Annotated in this window: 18 protein-coding genes and 2 tRNA genes; 13 read left to right on the top strand and 7 right to left on the bottom strand. The window is 73.2% G+C overall.

Annotated elements, in window-relative coordinates; genetic code table 11:
- Window positions 1-33 precede the first annotated feature (33 nt).
- From AB0M16_RS04160 to AB0M16_RS04150, 3 genes are all read left to right on the top strand, one after another.
- Window positions 34-107, top strand: a tRNA-Met gene (locus AB0M16_RS04160).
- Between the two features lie 183 nt (window positions 108-290).
- Window positions 291-2,252 carry a sel1 repeat family protein gene (locus tag AB0M16_RS04155; RefSeq protein ID WP_365338492.1) on the top strand — a complete coding sequence of 654 codons (1,962 nt, stop codon included), beginning with the start codon at window positions 291-293 and terminating at the stop codon, window positions 2,250-2,252.
- A gap of 73 nt (window positions 2,253-2,325) precedes the next feature.
- Window positions 2,326-2,399, top strand: a tRNA-Met gene (locus AB0M16_RS04150).
- A 197-nt stretch (window positions 2,400-2,596) separates the two neighbouring features.
- Here AB0M16_RS04150 and AB0M16_RS04145 read toward each other — a convergent pair.
- Window positions 2,597-3,016 (bottom strand): Fur family transcriptional regulator, encoded by a 420-nt coding sequence (locus tag AB0M16_RS04145; RefSeq protein ID WP_365338490.1) that lies wholly within the window; start codon window positions 3,014-3,016, stop codon window positions 2,597-2,599.
- 161 nt (window positions 3,017-3,177) lie between these two features.
- On the opposite strand from AB0M16_RS04145, the gene AB0M16_RS04140 reads away from it, so the two are divergent.
- Window positions 3,178-4,629, top strand: coding sequence for a catalase (locus AB0M16_RS04140; protein WP_365338488.1), 1,452 nt, complete (start codon window positions 3,178-3,180; stop codon window positions 4,627-4,629).
- 84 nt (window positions 4,630-4,713) lie between these two features.
- Here AB0M16_RS04140 and AB0M16_RS04135 read toward each other — a convergent pair whose 3' ends face one another.
- Both AB0M16_RS04135 and hisN read right to left on the bottom strand, forming a co-directional pair.
- On the bottom strand, window positions 4,714-5,100 hold the full coding sequence (locus tag AB0M16_RS04135; RefSeq protein ID WP_365338486.1) for a CBS domain-containing protein: 387 nt from the start codon (window positions 5,098-5,100) through the stop codon (window positions 4,714-4,716).
- Window positions 5,101-5,367: 267 nt separating this feature from the next.
- A complete protein-coding gene (gene hisN / locus AB0M16_RS04130; RefSeq protein WP_365338484.1) occupies window positions 5,368-6,162 on the bottom strand; it encodes a histidinol-phosphatase in 795 nt (264 codons plus the stop codon).
- Between the two features lie 106 nt (window positions 6,163-6,268).
- Here hisN and AB0M16_RS04125 point away from each other — a divergent pair, with 106 nt between their 5' ends.
- Window positions 6,269-6,949 (top strand): TetR/AcrR family transcriptional regulator, encoded by a 681-nt coding sequence (locus AB0M16_RS04125; protein WP_365338482.1) that lies wholly within the window; start codon window positions 6,269-6,271, stop codon window positions 6,947-6,949.
- Here AB0M16_RS04125 and AB0M16_RS04120 read toward each other — a convergent pair.
- From AB0M16_RS04120 to AB0M16_RS04105, 4 genes are all read right to left on the bottom strand, one after another.
- Window positions 6,841-7,164, bottom strand: coding sequence for a multidrug efflux SMR transporter (locus AB0M16_RS04120; RefSeq protein WP_365338480.1), 324 nt, complete (start codon window positions 7,162-7,164; stop codon window positions 6,841-6,843). The two genes, AB0M16_RS04125 and AB0M16_RS04120, sit on opposite strands and share 109 nt — an antisense overlap.
- Window positions 7,165-7,271: 107 nt before the next feature.
- Window positions 7,272-8,282: a ribosome small subunit-dependent GTPase A gene (gene rsgA / locus AB0M16_RS04115; RefSeq protein ID WP_365338478.1), complete on the bottom strand. Its 1,011-nt coding sequence runs from the start codon at window positions 8,280-8,282 to the stop codon at window positions 7,272-7,274.
- A 3-nt stretch (window positions 8,283-8,285) separates the two neighbouring features.
- A complete protein-coding gene (gene aroA / locus AB0M16_RS04110) occupies window positions 8,286-9,614 on the bottom strand; it encodes a 3-phosphoshikimate 1-carboxyvinyltransferase (protein WP_365338476.1) in 1,329 nt (442 codons plus the stop codon).
- A 42-nt stretch (window positions 9,615-9,656) separates the two neighbouring features.
- On the bottom strand, window positions 9,657-10,343 hold the full coding sequence (locus AB0M16_RS04105; protein WP_365338474.1) for a M50 family metallopeptidase: 687 nt from the start codon (window positions 10,341-10,343) through the stop codon (window positions 9,657-9,659).
- A 50-nt stretch (window positions 10,344-10,393) separates the two neighbouring features.
- Here AB0M16_RS04105 and AB0M16_RS04100 point away from each other — a divergent pair, with 50 nt between their 5' ends.
- From AB0M16_RS04100 to def, 8 genes are all read left to right on the top strand, one after another.
- The gene (locus AB0M16_RS04100) at window positions 10,394-11,209 is read left to right on the top strand and encodes an SOS response-associated peptidase (protein ID WP_365338472.1); all 816 of its coding nucleotides are present in this window, start codon (window positions 10,394-10,396) and stop codon (window positions 11,207-11,209) included.
- Window positions 11,210-11,311: 102 nt separating this feature from the next.
- Entirely contained in the window at window positions 11,312-11,944 is a 633-nt protein-coding gene (locus AB0M16_RS04095; protein ID WP_365338470.1) for an alpha/beta family hydrolase, read from the top strand.
- A 252-nt stretch (window positions 11,945-12,196) separates the two neighbouring features.
- On the top strand, window positions 12,197-12,853 hold the full coding sequence (locus AB0M16_RS04090) for a sigma-70 family RNA polymerase sigma factor (RefSeq protein WP_345485741.1): 657 nt from the start codon (window positions 12,197-12,199) through the stop codon (window positions 12,851-12,853).
- Entirely contained in the window at window positions 12,850-13,161 is a 312-nt protein-coding gene (gene rsrA / locus AB0M16_RS04085; protein ID WP_365338468.1) for a mycothiol system anti-sigma-R factor, read from the top strand. Before AB0M16_RS04090 ends, rsrA begins: the two co-directional genes overlap by 4 nt.
- A 168-nt stretch (window positions 13,162-13,329) precedes the next feature.
- A complete protein-coding gene (locus tag AB0M16_RS04080) occupies window positions 13,330-14,805 on the top strand; it encodes an HD-GYP domain-containing protein (protein ID WP_365338746.1) in 1,476 nt (491 codons plus the stop codon).
- The gene (locus AB0M16_RS04075; RefSeq protein ID WP_365338466.1) at window positions 14,802-16,070 is read left to right on the top strand and encodes an HD domain-containing protein; all 1,269 of its coding nucleotides are present in this window, start codon (window positions 14,802-14,804) and stop codon (window positions 16,068-16,070) included. Before AB0M16_RS04080 ends, AB0M16_RS04075 begins: the two co-directional genes overlap by 4 nt.
- 79 nt (window positions 16,071-16,149) lie before the next feature.
- Window positions 16,150-17,130 carry a tetratricopeptide repeat domain-containing protein gene (locus AB0M16_RS04070; protein WP_046907347.1) on the top strand — a complete coding sequence of 327 codons (981 nt, stop codon included), beginning with the start codon at window positions 16,150-16,152 and terminating at the stop codon, window positions 17,128-17,130.
- A 67-nt stretch (window positions 17,131-17,197) separates the two neighbouring features.
- A complete protein-coding gene (def, locus tag AB0M16_RS04065; RefSeq protein WP_365338463.1) occupies window positions 17,198-17,827 on the top strand; it encodes a peptide deformylase in 630 nt (209 codons plus the stop codon).
- Window positions 17,828-17,844: the final 17 nt, after the last annotated feature.

Below are 17,844 nucleotides of genomic sequence, written 5' to 3'. Positions count from 1 at the left end.
ACTCCGCGTCGTGATAACGTGACAACACAACGACGCGGGGTGGAGCAGCTCGGTAGCTCGCTGGGCTCATAACCCAGAGGTCGCAGGTTCAAATCCTGTCCCCGCTACTGCGGACAAGGCCCGGATCCAATGGATCCGGGCCTTCGTCATGCCCCGAAGAGCGGTATGGAGGGAGTGAGTTGGGGGGAGACGTGTTTGACTTGTCTCTCTGTGGGCATGTCGACAAAACGCTGAAGTGACCTCACTGGCTGCGGTATACGAGGTGTACGCGGGTTGCAGGTGGTGCGACGATGGTATTTATGGGGGACAGGGCAACTCTGTTGGAGACAGGGCGGTTTGTGCAGCGGCATTCCGGAAACGCCGCAGACGAGATCATCGAGGCCGCGGGGGTCGTCGATGAGGCCGTCGACACCACCGCCGAACACGAGACCGAGGCCGAGACCGAGGCCCGCCACCGGCGTGCCGCCGAGAGCGGCGACGCCGCGGCCATGAGCGTCCTCGGCGCGCTGCTGCTGCGCCGCGGCGACCTCGACGGCGCCGAGCCGCACCTGCGCGGGGCCACGGCCCAGGGCGACCGCGCCGCCGCCAACAACCTGGGCGTCCTGCTGCACCAGCGCGGCTACCCGGACGAGGCCGCCGGCTGGTGGCGGGTCGCCGCCGTCGCCGGCTCCGCACCCGCCGCGCACGCCCTCGGCCGCCACCACCGTGAGCGCGGCGACGAGCCCGGCGCCGAGTACTGGCTGCGCCAGTCAGCCGAGCAGGGCCACGCCCTCGGCGCGTACGCCCTTGCCGAGCTCCTGGAGCACCGCAGCGACGTCGGCGCCGAGCGCTGGCTGCGCGCCGCCGCCGAGCAGGGCCACCGCGAGGCGGCCTACCGGCTCGCCCTCGCCCTGGAGCGGCGCGCGACGGAGCCGGCCCGCGGCCCGCACGCGTACGACACGGCCACCGGCCTGCGCACCTCGCCCGGCACGCCGGGCGACGCCGCCGGCAAGGCTTCCGCCGCGCCCCGGTCCGCCGCGGCCGAGCCCGCCGCGCCCAAGGGCGGACTCGCCGAGGCCGAGCAGTGGTTCCGGCAGGCCGCCGCACGCGGCCACCGTCGGGCCGCCCTGCACCTGGGCGCGCTCCTGGAGAAGCGCGGCGAGCTGAAGGAGGCCGGCCGCTGGTACCTGACCTCCGCCAAGGACGGCGAGGCCAAGGCCGCCTGCGCGCTCGGCTTCCTGCTGCGCGACGCGGGCGACGAGGAGAGCGCCGCCGTGTGGTGGCTGCGCGCCGCCCAGGACGGCGACGGCAACGCCGCCAACGCCCTCGGCGCCCTGCACGCCGCCCGCGGCGAGCAGCAGACCGCCGAGCGCTGGTACCGCGCCGCCATGGACGCGGGCGACGTGAACGGTGCCTACAACCTCGGGCTGCTGTGCGCCGCCCAGGAGCGCACCGCGCAGGCCGAGCAGTGGTACCGCCGGGCCGCCTACGCGGGCCACCGCGAGGCCGCCAACGCGCTCGCCGTCCTGCTGCTCCAGGCAGGGGACGCGAACGGCGCCGAGCCGTGGTTCTCCAAGGCCGCCGAGGCCGGCAGCGTCGACGCCGCCTTCAACCTCGGCATCCTGCACGCCGGCCGGGACGACGACCGCACCGCGCTGAGCTGGTACGAGCGGGCCGCCGCCGCCGGGCACACCGAGGCCGCCCTGCAGGTCGGCATCGCCTGCCTGCGCGACGGCGACGAGCAGGCCGCCGAGCGGCATCTGCGGTGCGCCGCGGGCGGCGGCAGCGCCGAGGCGGCCTTCCGGCTCGCCTCCGTGCTCGACGCGCGTCGCCCGGCGCCCGGCCCGCCGGTCCTCGGCGCCCCGCGCGAGGAGAAGAGCGAGTGCGAGGAGTGGTACGAGCGCGCGGCCGAGCAGGGCCACCGCCGGGCCCAGGTGCGGGTCGGGATGCTCGCCGCGGGGCGTGGTGACGTGGCGGAGGCGGCCCGCTGGTACCGGGAGGCGGCCGAGGCCGGCTCCCGCAACGGCGCCTTCAACCTGGGGCTGCTGCTCGCCCGCGAGGGCGGCGAGCGCGAGGCCGCCCTCTGGTGGACCCGGGCCGCCCACGCCGGCCACGGCCGGGCCGCGCTCAGGCTCGCCCTGCTCGCCGCGCGCCGCGGGGAGCTCACCGAGGGGCGCCGCTGGTGCGCCCGGGCGGTGGAGCTCGGTCCGGCGGAGGTGGCGGAGCGGGCGGCGCGACTGAGCGAGGCGCTGCACCAGGAGCTCACGGCGTAACGCGGGTCACATACTTCACCCGCCTAACCGATTTGCTCTGCTCCGAACGGTCCCGTAAGGTTGGGTTCACCGACGCGGGGTGGAGCAGCTCGGTAGCTCGCTGGGCTCATAACCCAGAGGTCGCAGGTTCAAATCCTGTCCCCGCTACTCAGTAGCACGAAGGCCCGGATCCGGAAACGGATCCGGGCCTTCGTCGTTCCCCTGCTGCCTGCTGCCTGCTGCCTGCTGCCTGCTGCCTGCTGCCTGCTGCCTGCTGCTCCCGTGCGGGTGCGGCCGGAGGGTGCGCACGAGGAACACGAGAAAGCCCCCGCCGGTCCGGCGGGGGCTTCGCGTCGATATCGGGGTCACGCCGTGGTGGCGCAGCTCGGGCAGATGCCCCGGTAGGTGACCTCGACGTCCGAGATCGTGAAGCCGAAGCGCTCCGAGTCGGGGAGGTCGGCCAGCGGGTTGCCGGCCGGGTGGACGTCGCGGATCGCGCCGCAGCGGGCGCAGACCAGGTGCTGGTGCGGCCGGTGCGCGTTCGGGTCGTAGCGCTTGGCGCGGCCGTCCGTGGCGACCTCGAGGACCTCGCCGAGGGTCACCATCTCGCCCAGCGTGTTGTAGACGGTCGCCCGCGAGATCTCGGGCAGGCGCTCCACCGCGCGGGCGTGGACCTCGTCGGCGGTCAGGTGTACGTGATCGCCGTCGAGCACCTCGGCCACGACACGACGCTGCGCGGTCATTCGCCAGCCGCGGCCGCGCAGTCGTTCCAACAGGTCACTCATGGGGGTCAGGGTAACAGTCGCCGTCGGGAGTCCCGAACCGGTGTGAGATTGGATGCGAGCTTGACTTAGACAATGTCCATTGTAGGATCCGGTACGGAAAAGGTCGGGGGCAGGCAACAGGACGGGCTCGCGCCAGCGGGGCCGAGCAGCAGGAGGCGCACATGACGCAGGGACCGCTCACCACGGAGGCCGGCGCGCCGGTCGCGGACAACCAGAACAGCGAGACGGCGGGCGTCGGCGGCCCGGTCCTCGTCCAGGACCAGCTGCTCCTGGAGAAGCTGGCCCACTTCAACCGTGAGCGCATCCCGGAGCGCGTGGTGCACGCCCGCGGCGCCGGCGCCTACGGCACCTTCACGGTGACCGCCGACGTCACGCCCTACACCCGTGCCGCGTTCCTCTCCGAGGTCGGCAAGCAGACCGAGACGTTCCTGCGCTTCTCCACCGTCGCGGGCAACCTCGGTGCCGCCGACGCCGTGCGCGACCCGCGGGGCTGGGCGCTGAAGTTCTACACCGAGGAGGGCAACTACGACCTCGTCGGCAACAACACGCCCGTCTTCTTCATCAAGGACGCCATCAAGTTCCCCGACTTCATCCACACCCAGAAGCGGGACCCGTACACGGGCTCGCAGGAGGCGGACAACGTCTGGGACTTCTGGGGCCTGAGCCCCGAGTCCACCCACCAGGTGACCTGGCTCTTCGGCGACCGCGGCATCCCCGCCTCGTACCGCCACATGAACGGCTACGGCTCGCACACCTACCAGTGGAACAACGAGGCCGGCGAGGTCTTCTGGGTCAAGTACCACTTCAAGACCGACCAGGGGATCAAGAACCTCACCCAGGCCGAGGCCAACCGGCTGGCCGGCGAGGACCCGGACAGCCACCAGCGCGACCTGCGCGAGTCGATCGAGCGCGGCGACTTCCCGACCTGGACCGTTCAGGTCCAGATCATGCCGGCGGCCGACGCGGCCGCCTACCGCCTCAACCCCTTCGACCTCACCAAGGTGTGGCCGCACGCGGACTACCCGCCGATCGAGATCGGCAAGCTGGAGCTCAACCGCAACCCGCAGAACGTCTTCGCCGAGGTCGAGCAGTCGATCTTCAGCCCGGCGCACTTCGTGCCCGGCATCGGCCCGTCCCCGGACAAGATGCTCCAGGGCCGTCTCTTCGCCTACGGCGACGCGCACCGCTACCGCGTCGGCATCAACGCCGACCACCTGCCGGTGAACCGCCCGCACGCCACCGAGGCGCGGACGAACTCCCGCGACGGATTCCTCTACGACGGGCGCCACGGGGGCGCGAAGAACTACGAGCCGAACAGCTTCGGCGGCCCGCAGCAGACCGGCCGCCCGCTGTGGCAGCCGCTCCCGGTCACCGGGGTCACCGGCGACCACGCGGCGCCCGCGCACGCCGAGGACGACGACTTCACGCAGGCGGGGGACCTCTACCGCCTGATGTCCGAGGACGAGAAGGGCCGTCTGGTCGAGAACCTGGCCGGCTTCATCGCCAAGGTCTCCCGTGACGACATCGCCGAGCGCGCCATCGGCAACTTCCGCAACGCGGACGAGGACTTCGGCAAGCGGCTCGACGCCGCGGTCCAGGCCCTGCGTGGCTGAGATCCGCCTGCCGTAGGGAGAAGAGGGCCGGACTTCCCGTATCCGTACGGGAGTCCGGCCCTCTCGCACGCCCTCCGTCCGGGGTCAGGCGGCCAGGCGGGCCGGTGTCCAGCAGCGGATGATGTCGCGGACGGACACGATGCCCACCGGTCCGTGGTCGTCGAGGACCACCAGGTGGCGGAATCCGCCGCGGGTCATCGCGTCCGCGGCCTCCTCCAACGTCCAGGTCGGCGCGGCGAAGACGACGTCGCGGGTGGTGTGGGCGTCGGCGGTCTCGTGGTCGGGGTTCCGGTCGCTGCCGATGGCGTTGAGGATGTCGCGCTCGGTCAGGATGCCGAGTCCGCTGGTGTCGGTGTCGAGGACGATCGCCGCGCCGACGCGGCGCGCCGACATCAGGCGGGCCGCCTGGCGGAGGGTATGGGCCGGGCCGATGGTGAGGACCATCGTGCTCATGGCGTCACGGACGAGCATGAAGGGGACCACCTCCTGTTAGAGAACTCTTTCACAAGTTCACAAGTAGGGGGAGTCTCAGAGTGACACCAGGACGCACCCCCAACAAGGGGGCGCGCGTGGTGCGCGGTGGTGCACACGCGTGCGGCGAGCGGGTGTTCCTCGTCTGCCCGCCGCCGACCCGGACGGCCCGGCGCAAGCCGGACCGAGGAAAGGCGACGGGGAGGCCGGCGGTGGGGGCAGCCGGGCCGACGCCCGGTTGCCCCTCCGCGGGGGAGTGGGGGCCGCTCAGCCGCCCAGGTAGCTGAGCAGCTCGCCGTGCAGCAGGCCGTTCGACGCCGCCGCGTTCCCGCTGTGCGGGCCGTGCCGGCCGTCGAGGCCCGTGAAGGTGCCGCCGGCCTCCTGGACCACGATCGCCGTGGCCGCCATGTCCCACAGGGACAGCTCCGGCTCGGCGCAGACGTCCACCGAGCCCTCGGCGACCATCATGTACGGCCAGAAGTCACCGTACGCCCGGGTCCGCCAGACCGCGCGGCCGAGGTCGAGGAAGCCGTCGAGCCGGCCGCGCTCCTCCCAGCCGGTGATGCTGGAGTACGCGAACGAGGCGTCCTCCAGGCGTCCGACCTTCGACACCCCGATGCGGGTCGCCGAGGCCAGGCTGCGGCCGGTGTAGGCGCCGAGGCCCTTCGCCGCCCACCACCGGCGGCCGATCGCTGGGGCCGACACCACGCCGACGACCGGCTGGAAACCGGTCTCGCCGGCCTCCATCAGCGCGATCAGGGTCGCCCACACGGGCACCCCGCGGACGTAGTTCTTGGTGCCGTCGATCGGGTCGATCACCCAACGGCGGGGTCCGGTGCCCTCGACTCCGTACTCCTCGCCGAGGATCGCGTCCCGGGGCCTGGCGCGCTGCAGCTGGCTCCGGATCAGCTCCTCGGCGGCCCGGTCGGCCTCGCTGACCGGGGTCATGTCGGGCTTCGTCTCGACCTTCAGGTCGAGTGCCTGGAACCGGTCCATCGTGGCCGCGTCCGCGGCATCCGCGAGGACATGGGCGAGACGCAGATCGTCGTGGTATTCGGCCATGGTCGAAACTCTATCCCTCGGACAGGGATCGTCCGGCGGCGGGCCTTGACAGTGCGTGGTCGCGCGTCAACGCTGTGCGCAGAACCAACCTGGCCGGGAGGCGACGATGCCGACTGCCCGTAAGCCGCCGAGGGCGCCGACCGCCCGAGAGGCGCTGCTCGACACGGCCCTCGCGGCCCTCGGCTCGCTGCCCTGGTCCGCCGTGCGGATGGTGGACGTCGCCGCCGCCGCGCGGGTCTCCCGGCAGACCCTCTACAACGAGTTCGGCAGCAAGGAGGGCCTGGCCCGCGCCCTGGTGCGGCGCGAGGCCGACCGCTATCTGCGGGGCGTCGAGACCGTTCTGGCCGAGCCGGGGCCGCCCGGCCGTCGCCTGGTCGCCGTCGCCGAGTGGACCGTCGCCACGGCCGCCGCCCGGCCCGTGCTCCGCGCCCTGCTCACCGGCGCCTGGGGCGAGCGGCTGCCCGCCCCGCGACCCGCGCGCGCCGGGGCCCGCGACGCCGCCGTGCCCGAGCAGCGGCGCGCCGACGCAGGGGTGCCGTCACCGGCGGAGCTGCTGGTGCAGGCCAGGGACCGGGCGGCGGCGCTGCTCGCGGAGGAACCCGAGGGCGCCGTCCGCTCCTGCGAACTGGCGCTGCGGCTCGCCCTCTCGTACGTCGTGGCCTCGGCGCAGGCGATGGCTCAGTGCGCGGAGCCGGACAGCTGGAGGCCGATGACGCCCACGATCACCAGCGTGATCGAGACGATCTTGAGGGTCGACACCACGTCGTCGAGGAACACCATGCCGTAGATCGCCGTCCCCGCCGCCCCGATCCCGGTCCACACCGCGTAGGCCGGACCGACGTCCAGCTTGCGCAGGGCGAGGGTGAGCAGGCCGAAGCTGCCGAGCGCGAAGCAGGCGAACGCCACCGTCGGCCACAGGCGCGTGAAACCGTGCGAGAGCTTGAGGCACACCGCGAAGCCCGTTTCGAGGAGCCCGGCGACCACCACCAGCAGCCACGCCATCGTCAGTGCCTCCCACGCCGTCCGTGACTGCTCAGTCTCACTTGGTGCGATTATGCACTTACCAAGAGTCCGCGCCCGCAAACGCGAGCGACACGGGTGAGGTGCCGTCAGTCGCCCTCGCGCCGCTCCCGCGTGGCGAGCAGCCGCCGCAGCGAGTACAGCCGCGCCTGATCCGCGTGCCCCTCCTCGACCCAGGCGTCGAGCGCGCAGTCCGTCTCGTCGTGCGAGCAGGCCCGCGGGCAGTTCTCCGTACCCGGCTCCAGATCGGGGAAGGCGTGGATGACCCGGGACGGGTCGACGTGGTGCAGTCCGAACGAGCGCACGCCCGGCGTGTCGATGACCCAGCCGTCGGCCTTGGCCAGCGGCAGGGCGAGCGCCGAGGTCGTGGTGTGCCGGCCGCGGCCGGTCACCGCGTTCACATGGCCGGTGATCCTTCGCCGCTCTTCCGGCACCAGCGCGTTCACCAGGGTCGTCTTGCCCACACCGGAATGCCCCACGAAGGCGGTCACCCGGTCGCCCAGGTGCTCCCGCACCCGGTCCGCAGCCCCGCCGTCGTACAGCTCCTCGCGGTTGACGACGACGTACGGGATGTCCAGGTCTCCGTAGAGCTCAAGGATCTTCTCCGGCGGCGCCAGGTCCGACTTCGTCAGCACCAGGAAGGGGTCGAGCCCACCGTCGTAGGCCGCCACCAGGCAGCGGTCGATCAGGCGCGGGCGCGGCTCGGGGTCGGCGAGCGCGGTGACGATCGCCAGCTGGTCGGCGTTGGCGACGACCACCCGCTCGTAGGGATCGTCGTCGTCGGCCGTACGGCGCAGCACCGAGCTGCGCTCACTGATCCGCACGATCCGCGCGAGGGTGTCCTTCTCGCCGGACAGGTCGCCCACCAGGGAGACCCGGTCGCCGACCACGGCGGCCTTGCGGCCCAGCTCGCGGGCCTTCATGGCGACGATGACCCGCTCGTCGACCAGGCAGGTCAGCCGGCCACGGTCGACGGTGAGGACCATGCCCTCGACGGCGTCCTCGTGCTTGGGGCGGATGTTCGTCCGGGGACGGTTGCCCTTGCGGTTGGGCCGCTGGCGGATGTCGTCCTCGTCGGTGCGCTTGCCGTAGTGCCGCATGGCTCAGGCTCCGAGCATTTCGGTCCACATCCTCGGGAAGTCGGGCAAGGTCTTCTCGGTCGTCTTCACGTTCTCGATCTCCACGCCCTTCACGGCGAGGCCGAGCAGCGCGCCCGCGGTCGCCATCCGGTGGTCGTGGTACGTGTGGAAGACCCCGCCGCGCAGCGGGCGCGGGCGGATGTGCAGCCCGTCCTCGGTCTCCGTGACGTCGCCGCCGAGCCCGTTGATCTCCCGGGTGAGAGCGGCGAGCCGGTCGGTCTCGTGGAGCCGCAGGTGGGCCACGCCGCGCAGGGTGGAGGGGGAGTCGGCGAGGGCCGCGACGGCCGCGATGCCCGGGGTCAGCTCGCCGACCTCGCCCAGGTCGATGTCGATGCCGTGGATCCGGCCCGAGCCGGTGAAGGTCAGACCGCGCTCGGTCAGCTCGCAGGAGCCACCCATCGCGGTGAAGATCTCCCGCAGCGCGTCACCCGGCTGGGTGGTCCGCTCCGGCCAGTCCGGCACGGTGACCCGGCCGCCGGTGACCAGGGCCGCGGCCAGGAAGGGCTGGGCGTTCGACAGGTCCGGCTCCACCACCAGGTCGCGGCCGAGCAGCGCGGAGGGCGCCACCCGCCACACGTCGGGCCGACCGCCGTGCTCCGGCTCGTCGACCTGGGCGCCCACCGCCCGCAGCATGTCGACCGTCATCCGGATGTGCGGGAGCGAGGGCAGCCGGTCGCCGACGTGCCGCACCTCGACGCCCTGGTTGAAGCGCGGGCCGGAGAGCAGCAGGGCGCTCACGAACTGGGAGGACGAGGAGGCGTCGATCTCCACGACACCGCCCTGGAGGCCGCCGGCGCCGTGCACGGTCATCGGCAGCGCGCCGCGCCCGTCGTCGTCGATCCGGGCGCCGAGCGCGCGCAGCGCGTCGATCACGCCGTGCAGCGGGCGCTCGTGCGAGCGCGGGTCGCCGTCGAAGCGGACCGGGCCGTCGGCCAGGGCCGCGACCGGCGGCAGGAAGCGCATGACCGTGCCGGCGTTGCCGACGTCCACGGTCGCGGGGCCGCGGAGCCCCGCCGGGAGGACCCGCCAGGCCTCGCCCGTGCCGTCCGGGCCCACGCCCTCCTCGATCTTCACGCCGAGGGTGCGCAGCGCCTCCGCCATCAGCAGGGTGTCGCGCGAGCGCAGCGGCCGGCGGACCCAGCCGGGTTCGGCGGCGAGGGCGGCGAGCACGAGCGCCCGGTTGGTGACCGACTTCGATCCGGGCACGGTGACGGTGGCGTCGACGGCGCCGCCCGCGTACGGGGCGGGCCAGAGGCCGGTGAGCGGATCGATCGGCGCGGAGCTTTCGGTCATGCCCTCACTTTACGGGGGTACGGGGGGCCCGCTACACGCCCGCTACAGGCCGAGCAGCCAGCGTCCGCCGCCGATCAGGGAGCAGATCGAGACCGCGTGGAAGAAGAACAGCCACAGCGGGGGCGGCACGTGGGTGAGCCGGCCGAGCTGGTCCGCGTCGGAGTCCCCGGCCTCCCCGTGCCGCCGCTTGGCCTGCAGCTCGAAGGCCGGCCGCACCCCGCCGAGCAGCAGGAACCAGACGGCCGCGTACGCGAAGACGGACTGGACGTCCGGAGAGGTCAGCCAGGACACCAGGAGGAACAGCGCGCCGGTGAGCAGGACGGTGAAGATCCCGTACGCGTTGCGGACCATCACCAGCATCGCCACGAGCAGGGCCGTGGCCAGCCAGAGCAGCAGCGTGATCCGGTGCGCGGAGAGCAGCGCCGCGCCGCCGAGGCCGAGCAGCGGGGCGGCGGTGTAGCCGGCGGCGGCCGTGAGGATCATGCCGAGACCGGTGGGACGGCCGCGCGAGACGGTGAGCCCGCTGGTGTCCGAGTGCAGCCGGATGGACTGGAGCCGCCGGCCGGTGACGAGCGCGACCAGCCCGTGGCCGCCCTCGTGCGCGATGGTGATCGCGTTCCGGGACAGGCGCCACAGGGAGCGGGGCGCGACGGCGACCAGGGCGGCGACCGCCGTGGCGATCACGATCCACTCCGCGGGGGCCGGCTGGGTGCCGAGGACTTCGGTCATTGTTCGGACGGCTCCTCGGTCGGGGGACGGGACCTGGCAGTGTGGCACTCATGTGCGGACGGTATGCAGCGAGTCGGCGGCCCGAGGACCTCGTGGACGTCTTCGAGGTCGAGAAGTGGGAGCCGGAGGAGACCCTGGCCCCCGACTGGAACGTGGCCCCCACCAAGGAGGTGCACGTGATCCTGGAGCGTCCTCTGAAAGACGCGGAATCGCGCCGGCCGGTTCGCCAGATGCGCACCCTGAAGTGGGGTCTGGTGCCGTCCTGGGCGAAGAGCCCGGAGGGCGCCGCCCGGATGATCAACGCCAGGTCCGAGACCCTGCACGAGAAGCCCTCCTTCAGGAAGGCCTTCGCGGCCCGCCGCTGCATCGTGCCCGCCGACGGCTATTACGAGTGGGTGACCGGCGCCGACGAGCGGGAACTGGAGGTCGAGGGGAAGAAGAAGCGGCCCCGCAAGCAGCCGTACTTCGTGACCCCCGCCGACGGCTCGGTCTTCGCCATGGCCGGCCTGTACGAGTTCTGGCGGGACCGGACCCTGCCCGACGACCACCCGCAGGCCTGGTGGGTGACCTGCTCGGTGGTCACCACGGAGGCGGAGTCCGGGCCGCTGGGCGTCGCCCCCGCCGAGGGCCCCCGGGCGCTCGCCGACATCCACCCCCGCATGCCGCTGATGCTGACCCCGGACCGCTGGGACGCCTGGCTCGACCCGGCCCGCACCGGACCCGACGAGCTGCGCCCGCTGCTCGCCCCGCCGCCGCAGGGCCTGATGCGGGCCTACCCGGTGTCGACGGCGGTCAGCAACGTCCGGAACAACGGGCCCGAGCTGCTGAGGGAGCTGGACGGCCCGGAGGAGGGGACGCTCTTCTGAGGGCCGTTCCCTGGCCCGTCCTCCGGGCGCCGTTTCCTGGCCCGTGCTCCGGGCGCCGTTTCCTGGCCCCTCCTCCGGGGTCCGGCGGTGCAGGATGGGAGCGTGACGAAGAGCGAGACCGTTCCGACCGACGCCGGGGACGCCCGGATCACCTGGGTCGCGGCGAAGAAGCCGTGGACCGTGCTCGCCGTGAGCCACGGCGCCGGCGGGGGTGTCGAGGCCCGCGACCTCCAGGCCCTCGCGGCCGCGCTGCCCTCCGAGGGGGTGACCGTGGCCCTGGTCGAGCAGCCCTGGCGGGTGGCCGGCAAGAAGGTGGCCCCCGCGCCGAAGACCCTGGACACCGGCTGGCGCGGACTGTGGCCCGCGCTCGCCGCCCCCGGCCTCCCGGTGATCGCCGGCGGGCGCAGCGCGGGCGCGCGGGTCGCCTGCCGCACCGCCGCCGAGCTCGGCGCGAGCGCCGTGCTGGCCCTGAGCTTCCCGCTGCACCCTCCGGGCAGGCCGGAGAAGTCCCGAGGTGACGAACTGCTGGCCGCCGGCGTCCCCACTCTCGTCGTGCAGGGCGGCAACGACCCCTTCGGGAGGCCCGCCGAGTTCCCCTCGGGTCCGTACACCCTCGCCGAGGTGCCGTACGGCGACCACGGCTTCGCCGTGCCCAAGCGCGCGCCCCTCACCCAGGAAGAGGCGCTGGACGTGATCGTCCGCGAGGTGTCGGGGTGGGTCGCGTCACTTCGGTGACCGCGCGGTCGCTCCGGGAATGCGGAGCAGGGGGCGGCTGTTGTGACGGACATCGGTGTGAAGAGCAAGGAAGAGGGAGTCCGTCGTATGGGTTCGACCATGTGCCGCGAGCGCCCGCAGGCCGCGGAGCTGGACTGGACGGTGCTGCCGCAGGCTCGGGTCGCCCCTGTTCGGGCGGCGGGCGAAGCGGTTCCTCGTCTATCCTCCGAAGCGAGCGGGTCCGCGTTCGGATTCGCCGAAGCGCTGGAGGAGGTGGGTCCGGTCACTGGGACCGACACAGGGACCGACGACGGCCCCGAGGAGACGACCGAGGAGCGCAACGCGCGCTTCGAGCGGGACGCCCTCGGCTACCTCGACCAGATGTACTCGGCCGCGCTGCGCATGACGCGCAATCCCGCGGACGCCGAGGACCTGGTGCAGGAGACCTACGCGAAGGCGTACGGATCCTTCCACCAGTTCCGCGAGGGCACGAACCTGAAGGCGTGGCTGTACCGCATCCTCACGAACACCTTCATCAACTCGTACCGCAAGAAGCAGCGCGAGCCCCAGCGCTCCGCTGCCGAGGAGATCGAGGACTGGCAGCTCGCCCGAGCCGAGTCGCACATGTCGACCGGGCTGCGGTCCGCCGAGTCGCAGGCTCTCGACCACCTTCCGGACTCCGACGTGAAGGAAGCGCTGCAGGCGATCCCCGAGGAGTTCCGCATCGCCGTCTATCTCGCCGACGTAGAGGGCTTTGCGTACAAGGAGATCGCGGACATCATGGGGACACCCATCGGTACGGTGATGTCCCGGCTGCACCGGGGCCGCCGCCAGCTGCGCGGCATGCTCGAGGACTACGCCCGTGAGCGCGGGCTGGTTCCCGCGGGCGCCGGAGAGTCGACGCACGATCTGAAAGGCTCGGGCTCATGAGCTGCGGAGAGCCGCACGAGACGGACTGCTCAGAGGTCCTGGACCATCTCTACGAGTTCCTCGACCGAGAGATGCCCGACGGTGAATGCACCAAGTTCGAGGTGCACTTCGAGGAGTGCTCCCCCTGCCTGGAGAAGTACGGCCTGGAGCAGGCGGTCAAGAAGCTGGTCAAGCGCTGCTGCGGCAGTGACGACGTGCCGATCGACCTCCGTGCCAAGGTGATGGGCCGGATCGAGCTGATCCGCGAGGGGCACCTGCTCCCCGAGCAGGACGCCACGACCGCCCCGGTGACCTCGCAGGAGCAGTAGCCGCACGCGTGCCGAAGGCCGGGTGAGCACCTCGCCCGGCCTTCGGCGTACCCGACCGCGAGCCGGTCCCGGTGTGTCCGTCGGCTGATCGGCTTGTATCACCCGATGGTGCGAATCGGTCCCGGCCGCCCTTCGCCGGAGCGCCGAATCGCTAGCGTGACAGGCGTGATGGGCGCGAAGGTCATTCCGCGGTGGAAGCCCGCCCGGCCGCCCCGGGCCGTTCCCCGGGCGGCGCGGGTGTACGTCGGCTGTGCCCTGCTCGCCGCCGCCGCGGTCGGTCTGCCCGCGTTACGCCCCGGCGCCGCCACCCCCTGGCCGGCCGCGCTGCTGCTCGCCGCGCTCTACGCGGTGTGCGAACTGCCCGCCCGCTGCCGGCTCATCGGCCGGGCGTTCCGCGGCGGCCCGGGGTCGGCCTCCGTGTCCCCGGGCGCCGGCTCCTTCTTCCCCGTCCTGCTCGCCGCCGCGCTGCTGCTGCCGCCGTCGGCCGCCGCGCTCGCCGCCGTGCCCGGCGCCGTCCTCGCCCGCGTCGACCGACCGCCCTTCGTCCTGCGCCGGACCTGGCGGGCCGCCCAGCTCGCCCTCGCCGTCTGGGCCGCCGCCCAGGTCGGGCAGTTCCTCCGCTGCCCGGGCGCCCTCGGACTCGGGCCCGAGATCCCCGACTTCCCGTACGTCCTGCTGCCGGCCGGGGCCACCGCGCTCACCTTCTGCCTGGTCCTGACCGCCCTCGACGGCGGCATCCGCGCCACCGCCGAACAGTTCCCGGCACGCACCGCATGGCGCGGCCTGCTCGGCCGGGCCCTCGCCCCGCACGCCGTGCACGGCCTGGCCGGACTGATGATGGCCGTGCTCTGGCGCAGCAGCTACGGGCCGGTCGCCGCCCTGTTCGTCCTGCTGCCCATGTACATCTCCTGCTGGAGCTTCGCCCAGTACCACCGCGAACGCGCCGCCCACCAGGCCACCATCCGGGCCCTCGTCCAGGCCGTCGACATCAAGGACCGCTACACCCGGGGCCACAGCGAACGCGTCGGCCACGCCTCCGTCCTGATCGCCGGCGAGCTCGGCATGGACGAGCCGCGCCTGGAGGTCGTCCGGTTCGCCGGCATCCTCCACGACGTCGGCAAGCTGGGCGTGCCGACCCGGGTGCTGCGCAAGGACGGCCCGCTCACCCCGCAGGAGCGCCGGATCATCGAGCTCCACCCCGAGTACGGACACGAGATGGTCCGCGGCATCGGCTTCCTCGGCGAGGCCCGCACGGCGATCCTGCACCACCACGAACGTATGGACGGCAGCGGCTATCCGTACGGCCTCAAGGGCCACCAGATCCCCGAGTACGCGCGCGTGGTCGCCGTCGCGGACGCCTTCGACGCCATGACCTCCACGCGCTCGTACAGCAGGGCCCGCCCGGTCGGGACGGCCCTCGCCGAACTGGCGCGGTGCGCCGGTACCCAGTTCGACCCGCGCATGGTCGACGCCCTCGCCCGCGCCCTGCAGCGGCACGGATGGCAGACCGAGGTCACCGCCGACGAGCCCGCGGTCCCGACGCCACGCGACGAGGGCCCGCACACCCCCGCCCCCGCAGAAGTCCCGGAACCCGGCACCCCCCACGGGGCTCAGCCCACGGCACCCCTCCAGGAGCCCGCGTGAGGCCCGGCCGCGCCGGCCGCGCCACCGTCGCCGCCGTCCACGGGGCCGCGCTGCTGCTCACCTTCGCCGGCCTCGGCGCCACCCTCTGGCAGGGCGTGGACGAACCAGGCAGCGCCCTCGCCTTCGGCGTCCTCATCGCCCTCGGCGAGCTCGCCCGCCGGGGCGCCCAGCCCGGGGAGAGGGAGCCGGCCCCGCTGGCCGCCGCGGGGGCCCTCGCGTACGCCCTGCTGGGGCAGAACGCCGGACAGGCCACCACCCACGGTGTCCTCCAGACCGTCGCCGTCGTCGTCGCGGCCGGCCTCGCCGGGATCGTGCCCCACGTGGCCCGCGGCCGTGGCCCCGACCCCGACCACCTGGCCCGGCGGACCCTCACGGTCGGCTTCGCCGCCCTGTGCTTCCAGCCCCTCTACAACGCGGGCACCCTCACCGCCCACCTCGGCCAGGGCCCCTCCTTCGCCCTCTTCCTGCTCCTGCTGCTCCTGCTCACCGCCCTGTGCGACGCCGTCCTCGCCGCCCTGCTGCACCGCGCCCGCACCGGCCACCCCTACGGCCCGCTGCTCCGCGACGAACTGCGCGCCCTGCTCGGCATCGGCTCCGCCGTCTGCGCCACCGGCACCGTCATGGCGCTCGGCGTCGCCGTCGCCGGCCTGTGGGCGCTGCCCGTCTTCGCCGTACCGCTGCTGCTCGCCCAGGTCTCCTTCCGGCGCTACGCGGCCGTGCGCACCACCAGCCGGCAGACCATCGCCTCGCTCGCCCGGGCCACCGAGATCGCCGGCTGCACCCCGCCCGGCCACGCCCATCGGGTCGCCGCGCTCAGCCGGGCCGTGGGCCGGGAGCTCGGCCTGTCCGGCTCCGATCTGACCGTCCTCGAATACGCGGCGCTCATGCACGACATCGGACAGCTCTCCCTGGTCGATCCCGTGGACGGCGGCGCCACGGCCCCCCTGCCGGCCGAGGAACAGCGCAGGATCGCCCTGCTCGGCGGCGCCGTGGTGCGCCAGACCGGCGTCCCGGAGGCCGTCGCCGTGGTCGTCGAGCGGCAGGCCGACCCGTACCGCGAGCAGCCGCTGCCCGCCAGGATCGTCCGTGCCGTCAACGCCTACGACGACCTCGCGGCCGGCAGCGCGGGCGGCGGCCTCGGCGCCTTGGAACGGCTGCGGCTCGGCACCGCCCGCGACTACCACCCCGACGTGGTCGAATCCCTCGCCAGGGTTCTCGCGCGCGGAGGTGTCAAGAGGGGCGTCGTCCCCGTTCCGCCGGGGTAACCCATGGGTAATGAGCGCGCGTCCGACCGGGCATGGTTGGATGCGAACAAGAGGGTGAAGCGACCGGCAGGCGGGAATCGTGAGGATCTTCGGGAAGGTACGGCATCGGCCCTCCGCCTCGTGGCGGCAGGCCACCGACCGCGCGTTCACGCTGATCGGCGACGGCCGGTACGAGGACGCGGGCGCGCTGCTCACGCGCGCGGCGGACCTGGAGCCCTGGCTCTCCGAGTCCTGGTTCAACCTGGCCCTGCTGCACAAGTTCCGGCACGACTGGGAACAGGCCCGGGCCGCCGGGCTGCGCGCCGTCGCGCTGCTCGACAAGGAGACCGGCGCCCCCGACTGGTGGAACGTGGGCATCGCGGCCACCGCCCTGCAGGACTGGCCGCTGGCCCGCCGCGCCTGGCAGGCCTACGGGCTCAAGGTCCCCGGGGCCGCCGCCGGCACCGGTGAGCCGGCCGGCATGGAGCTGGGCAGCGCCGCCGTGCGGCTCTCCCCGGAGGGCGAGGCCGAGGTCGTGTGGGGCCGCCGCCTGGACCCGGCCCGCATCGAGGTGCTGTCCATCCCGCTGCCGTCCTCCGGCCGCCGCTGGGGCGAGGTCGTCCTGCACGACGGCGTGCCGAACGGCGAGCGCACGACCAGCGCCGGCCCCTCGTACCCGGTCTTCGACGAGATCGAGCTGTGGGCCCCCTCGCCGGTGCCCACCTGGGTGGTCCTCCTGGAGGCCGCCACCGAGGCCGACCGGGACGCCCTGGAGCAGCTCGCCGCCGACGCGGGCTTCGCCGCCGAGGACTGGTCGTCCTCCGTACGGCTGCTCTGCCGGGCCTGCTCCGAGTCGACCATGCCCAGCGCCGAGGGCGAGGGCGAGCACCTGGACCCGCACGACCACAGCGAGCCCGGCCACCCCGGCCCGCTCGGCCACCGCTCGCCCGGCGAGCTGTGGGTCCCGGAGCGCGAGTGCGGCATCGCCGCCCCCGCGGGTCTGGTCCGCGGCCTCCTCGACGGCTGGGTGGCGGACAGCCCGGACAGCCGGGAGTGGCGTGATCTCGAAGAGGTCTGCTGATCAGGTGCGTCCGGGCCCGTAGGCTGTCCACTGACGGAATCGGGTTTTCAGAAGGGCGCGGCCGGACATGGCGCAGCAGGAGACGGACGAGCAGATCAACGACGGCTTCGTCGTGGACACGGAGGACTGCGAGGCGCGTGAGCTCGCCCACCGCGAGCGGGGCACCTCGCGGCCCATCACGGTCGTCGGCAACCCCGTGCTGCACCGGGAGTGCAAGGACGTCACCGCGTTCGGCGACGAGCTGGCGCAGCTGATCGACGACATGTTCGCCAGCCAGAAGACCGCCGAGGGCGTCGGCCTGGCCGCGAACCAGATCGGTGTGGACCAGAAGGTCTTCGTCTACGACTGCATGGACGACGAGGGCGTCCGGCACGTCGGCCATGTGGTCAACCCGGTCCTCCAGGAGCTGCCGGCCGAGCTCCGCGTCCTGGACGAGTCCAACGAGGGCTGCCTGTCGGTGCCGACCGCCTACGCCGAGCTGGCTCGCCCGGACTACGCCGAGGTGCACGGCCAGGACTCCCAGGGCAACCCGATCAAGGTGCGCGGCACCGGCTACTTCGCCCGCTGCCTGCAGCACGAGACGGACCACCTCTACGGCTTCCTCTACATCGACAAGCTGTCGAAGCGCGACCGCAAGGACGCCCTGCGCCAGATGGCCGAGGGCACCCCGCGCTACCCGGTCGTCGCGAACGACTGACCGCCCTCGCAGGTACG

Source organism: Streptomyces sp. NPDC051921 (genome assembly GCF_040680975.1).
In the GTDB taxonomy this organism is placed as follows: domain Bacteria; phylum Actinomycetota; class Actinomycetes; order Streptomycetales; family Streptomycetaceae; genus Streptomyces.
Note: the sequence above shows the minus strand (reverse complement) of the source record. Positions and strands in the feature narration are given on the sequence as shown.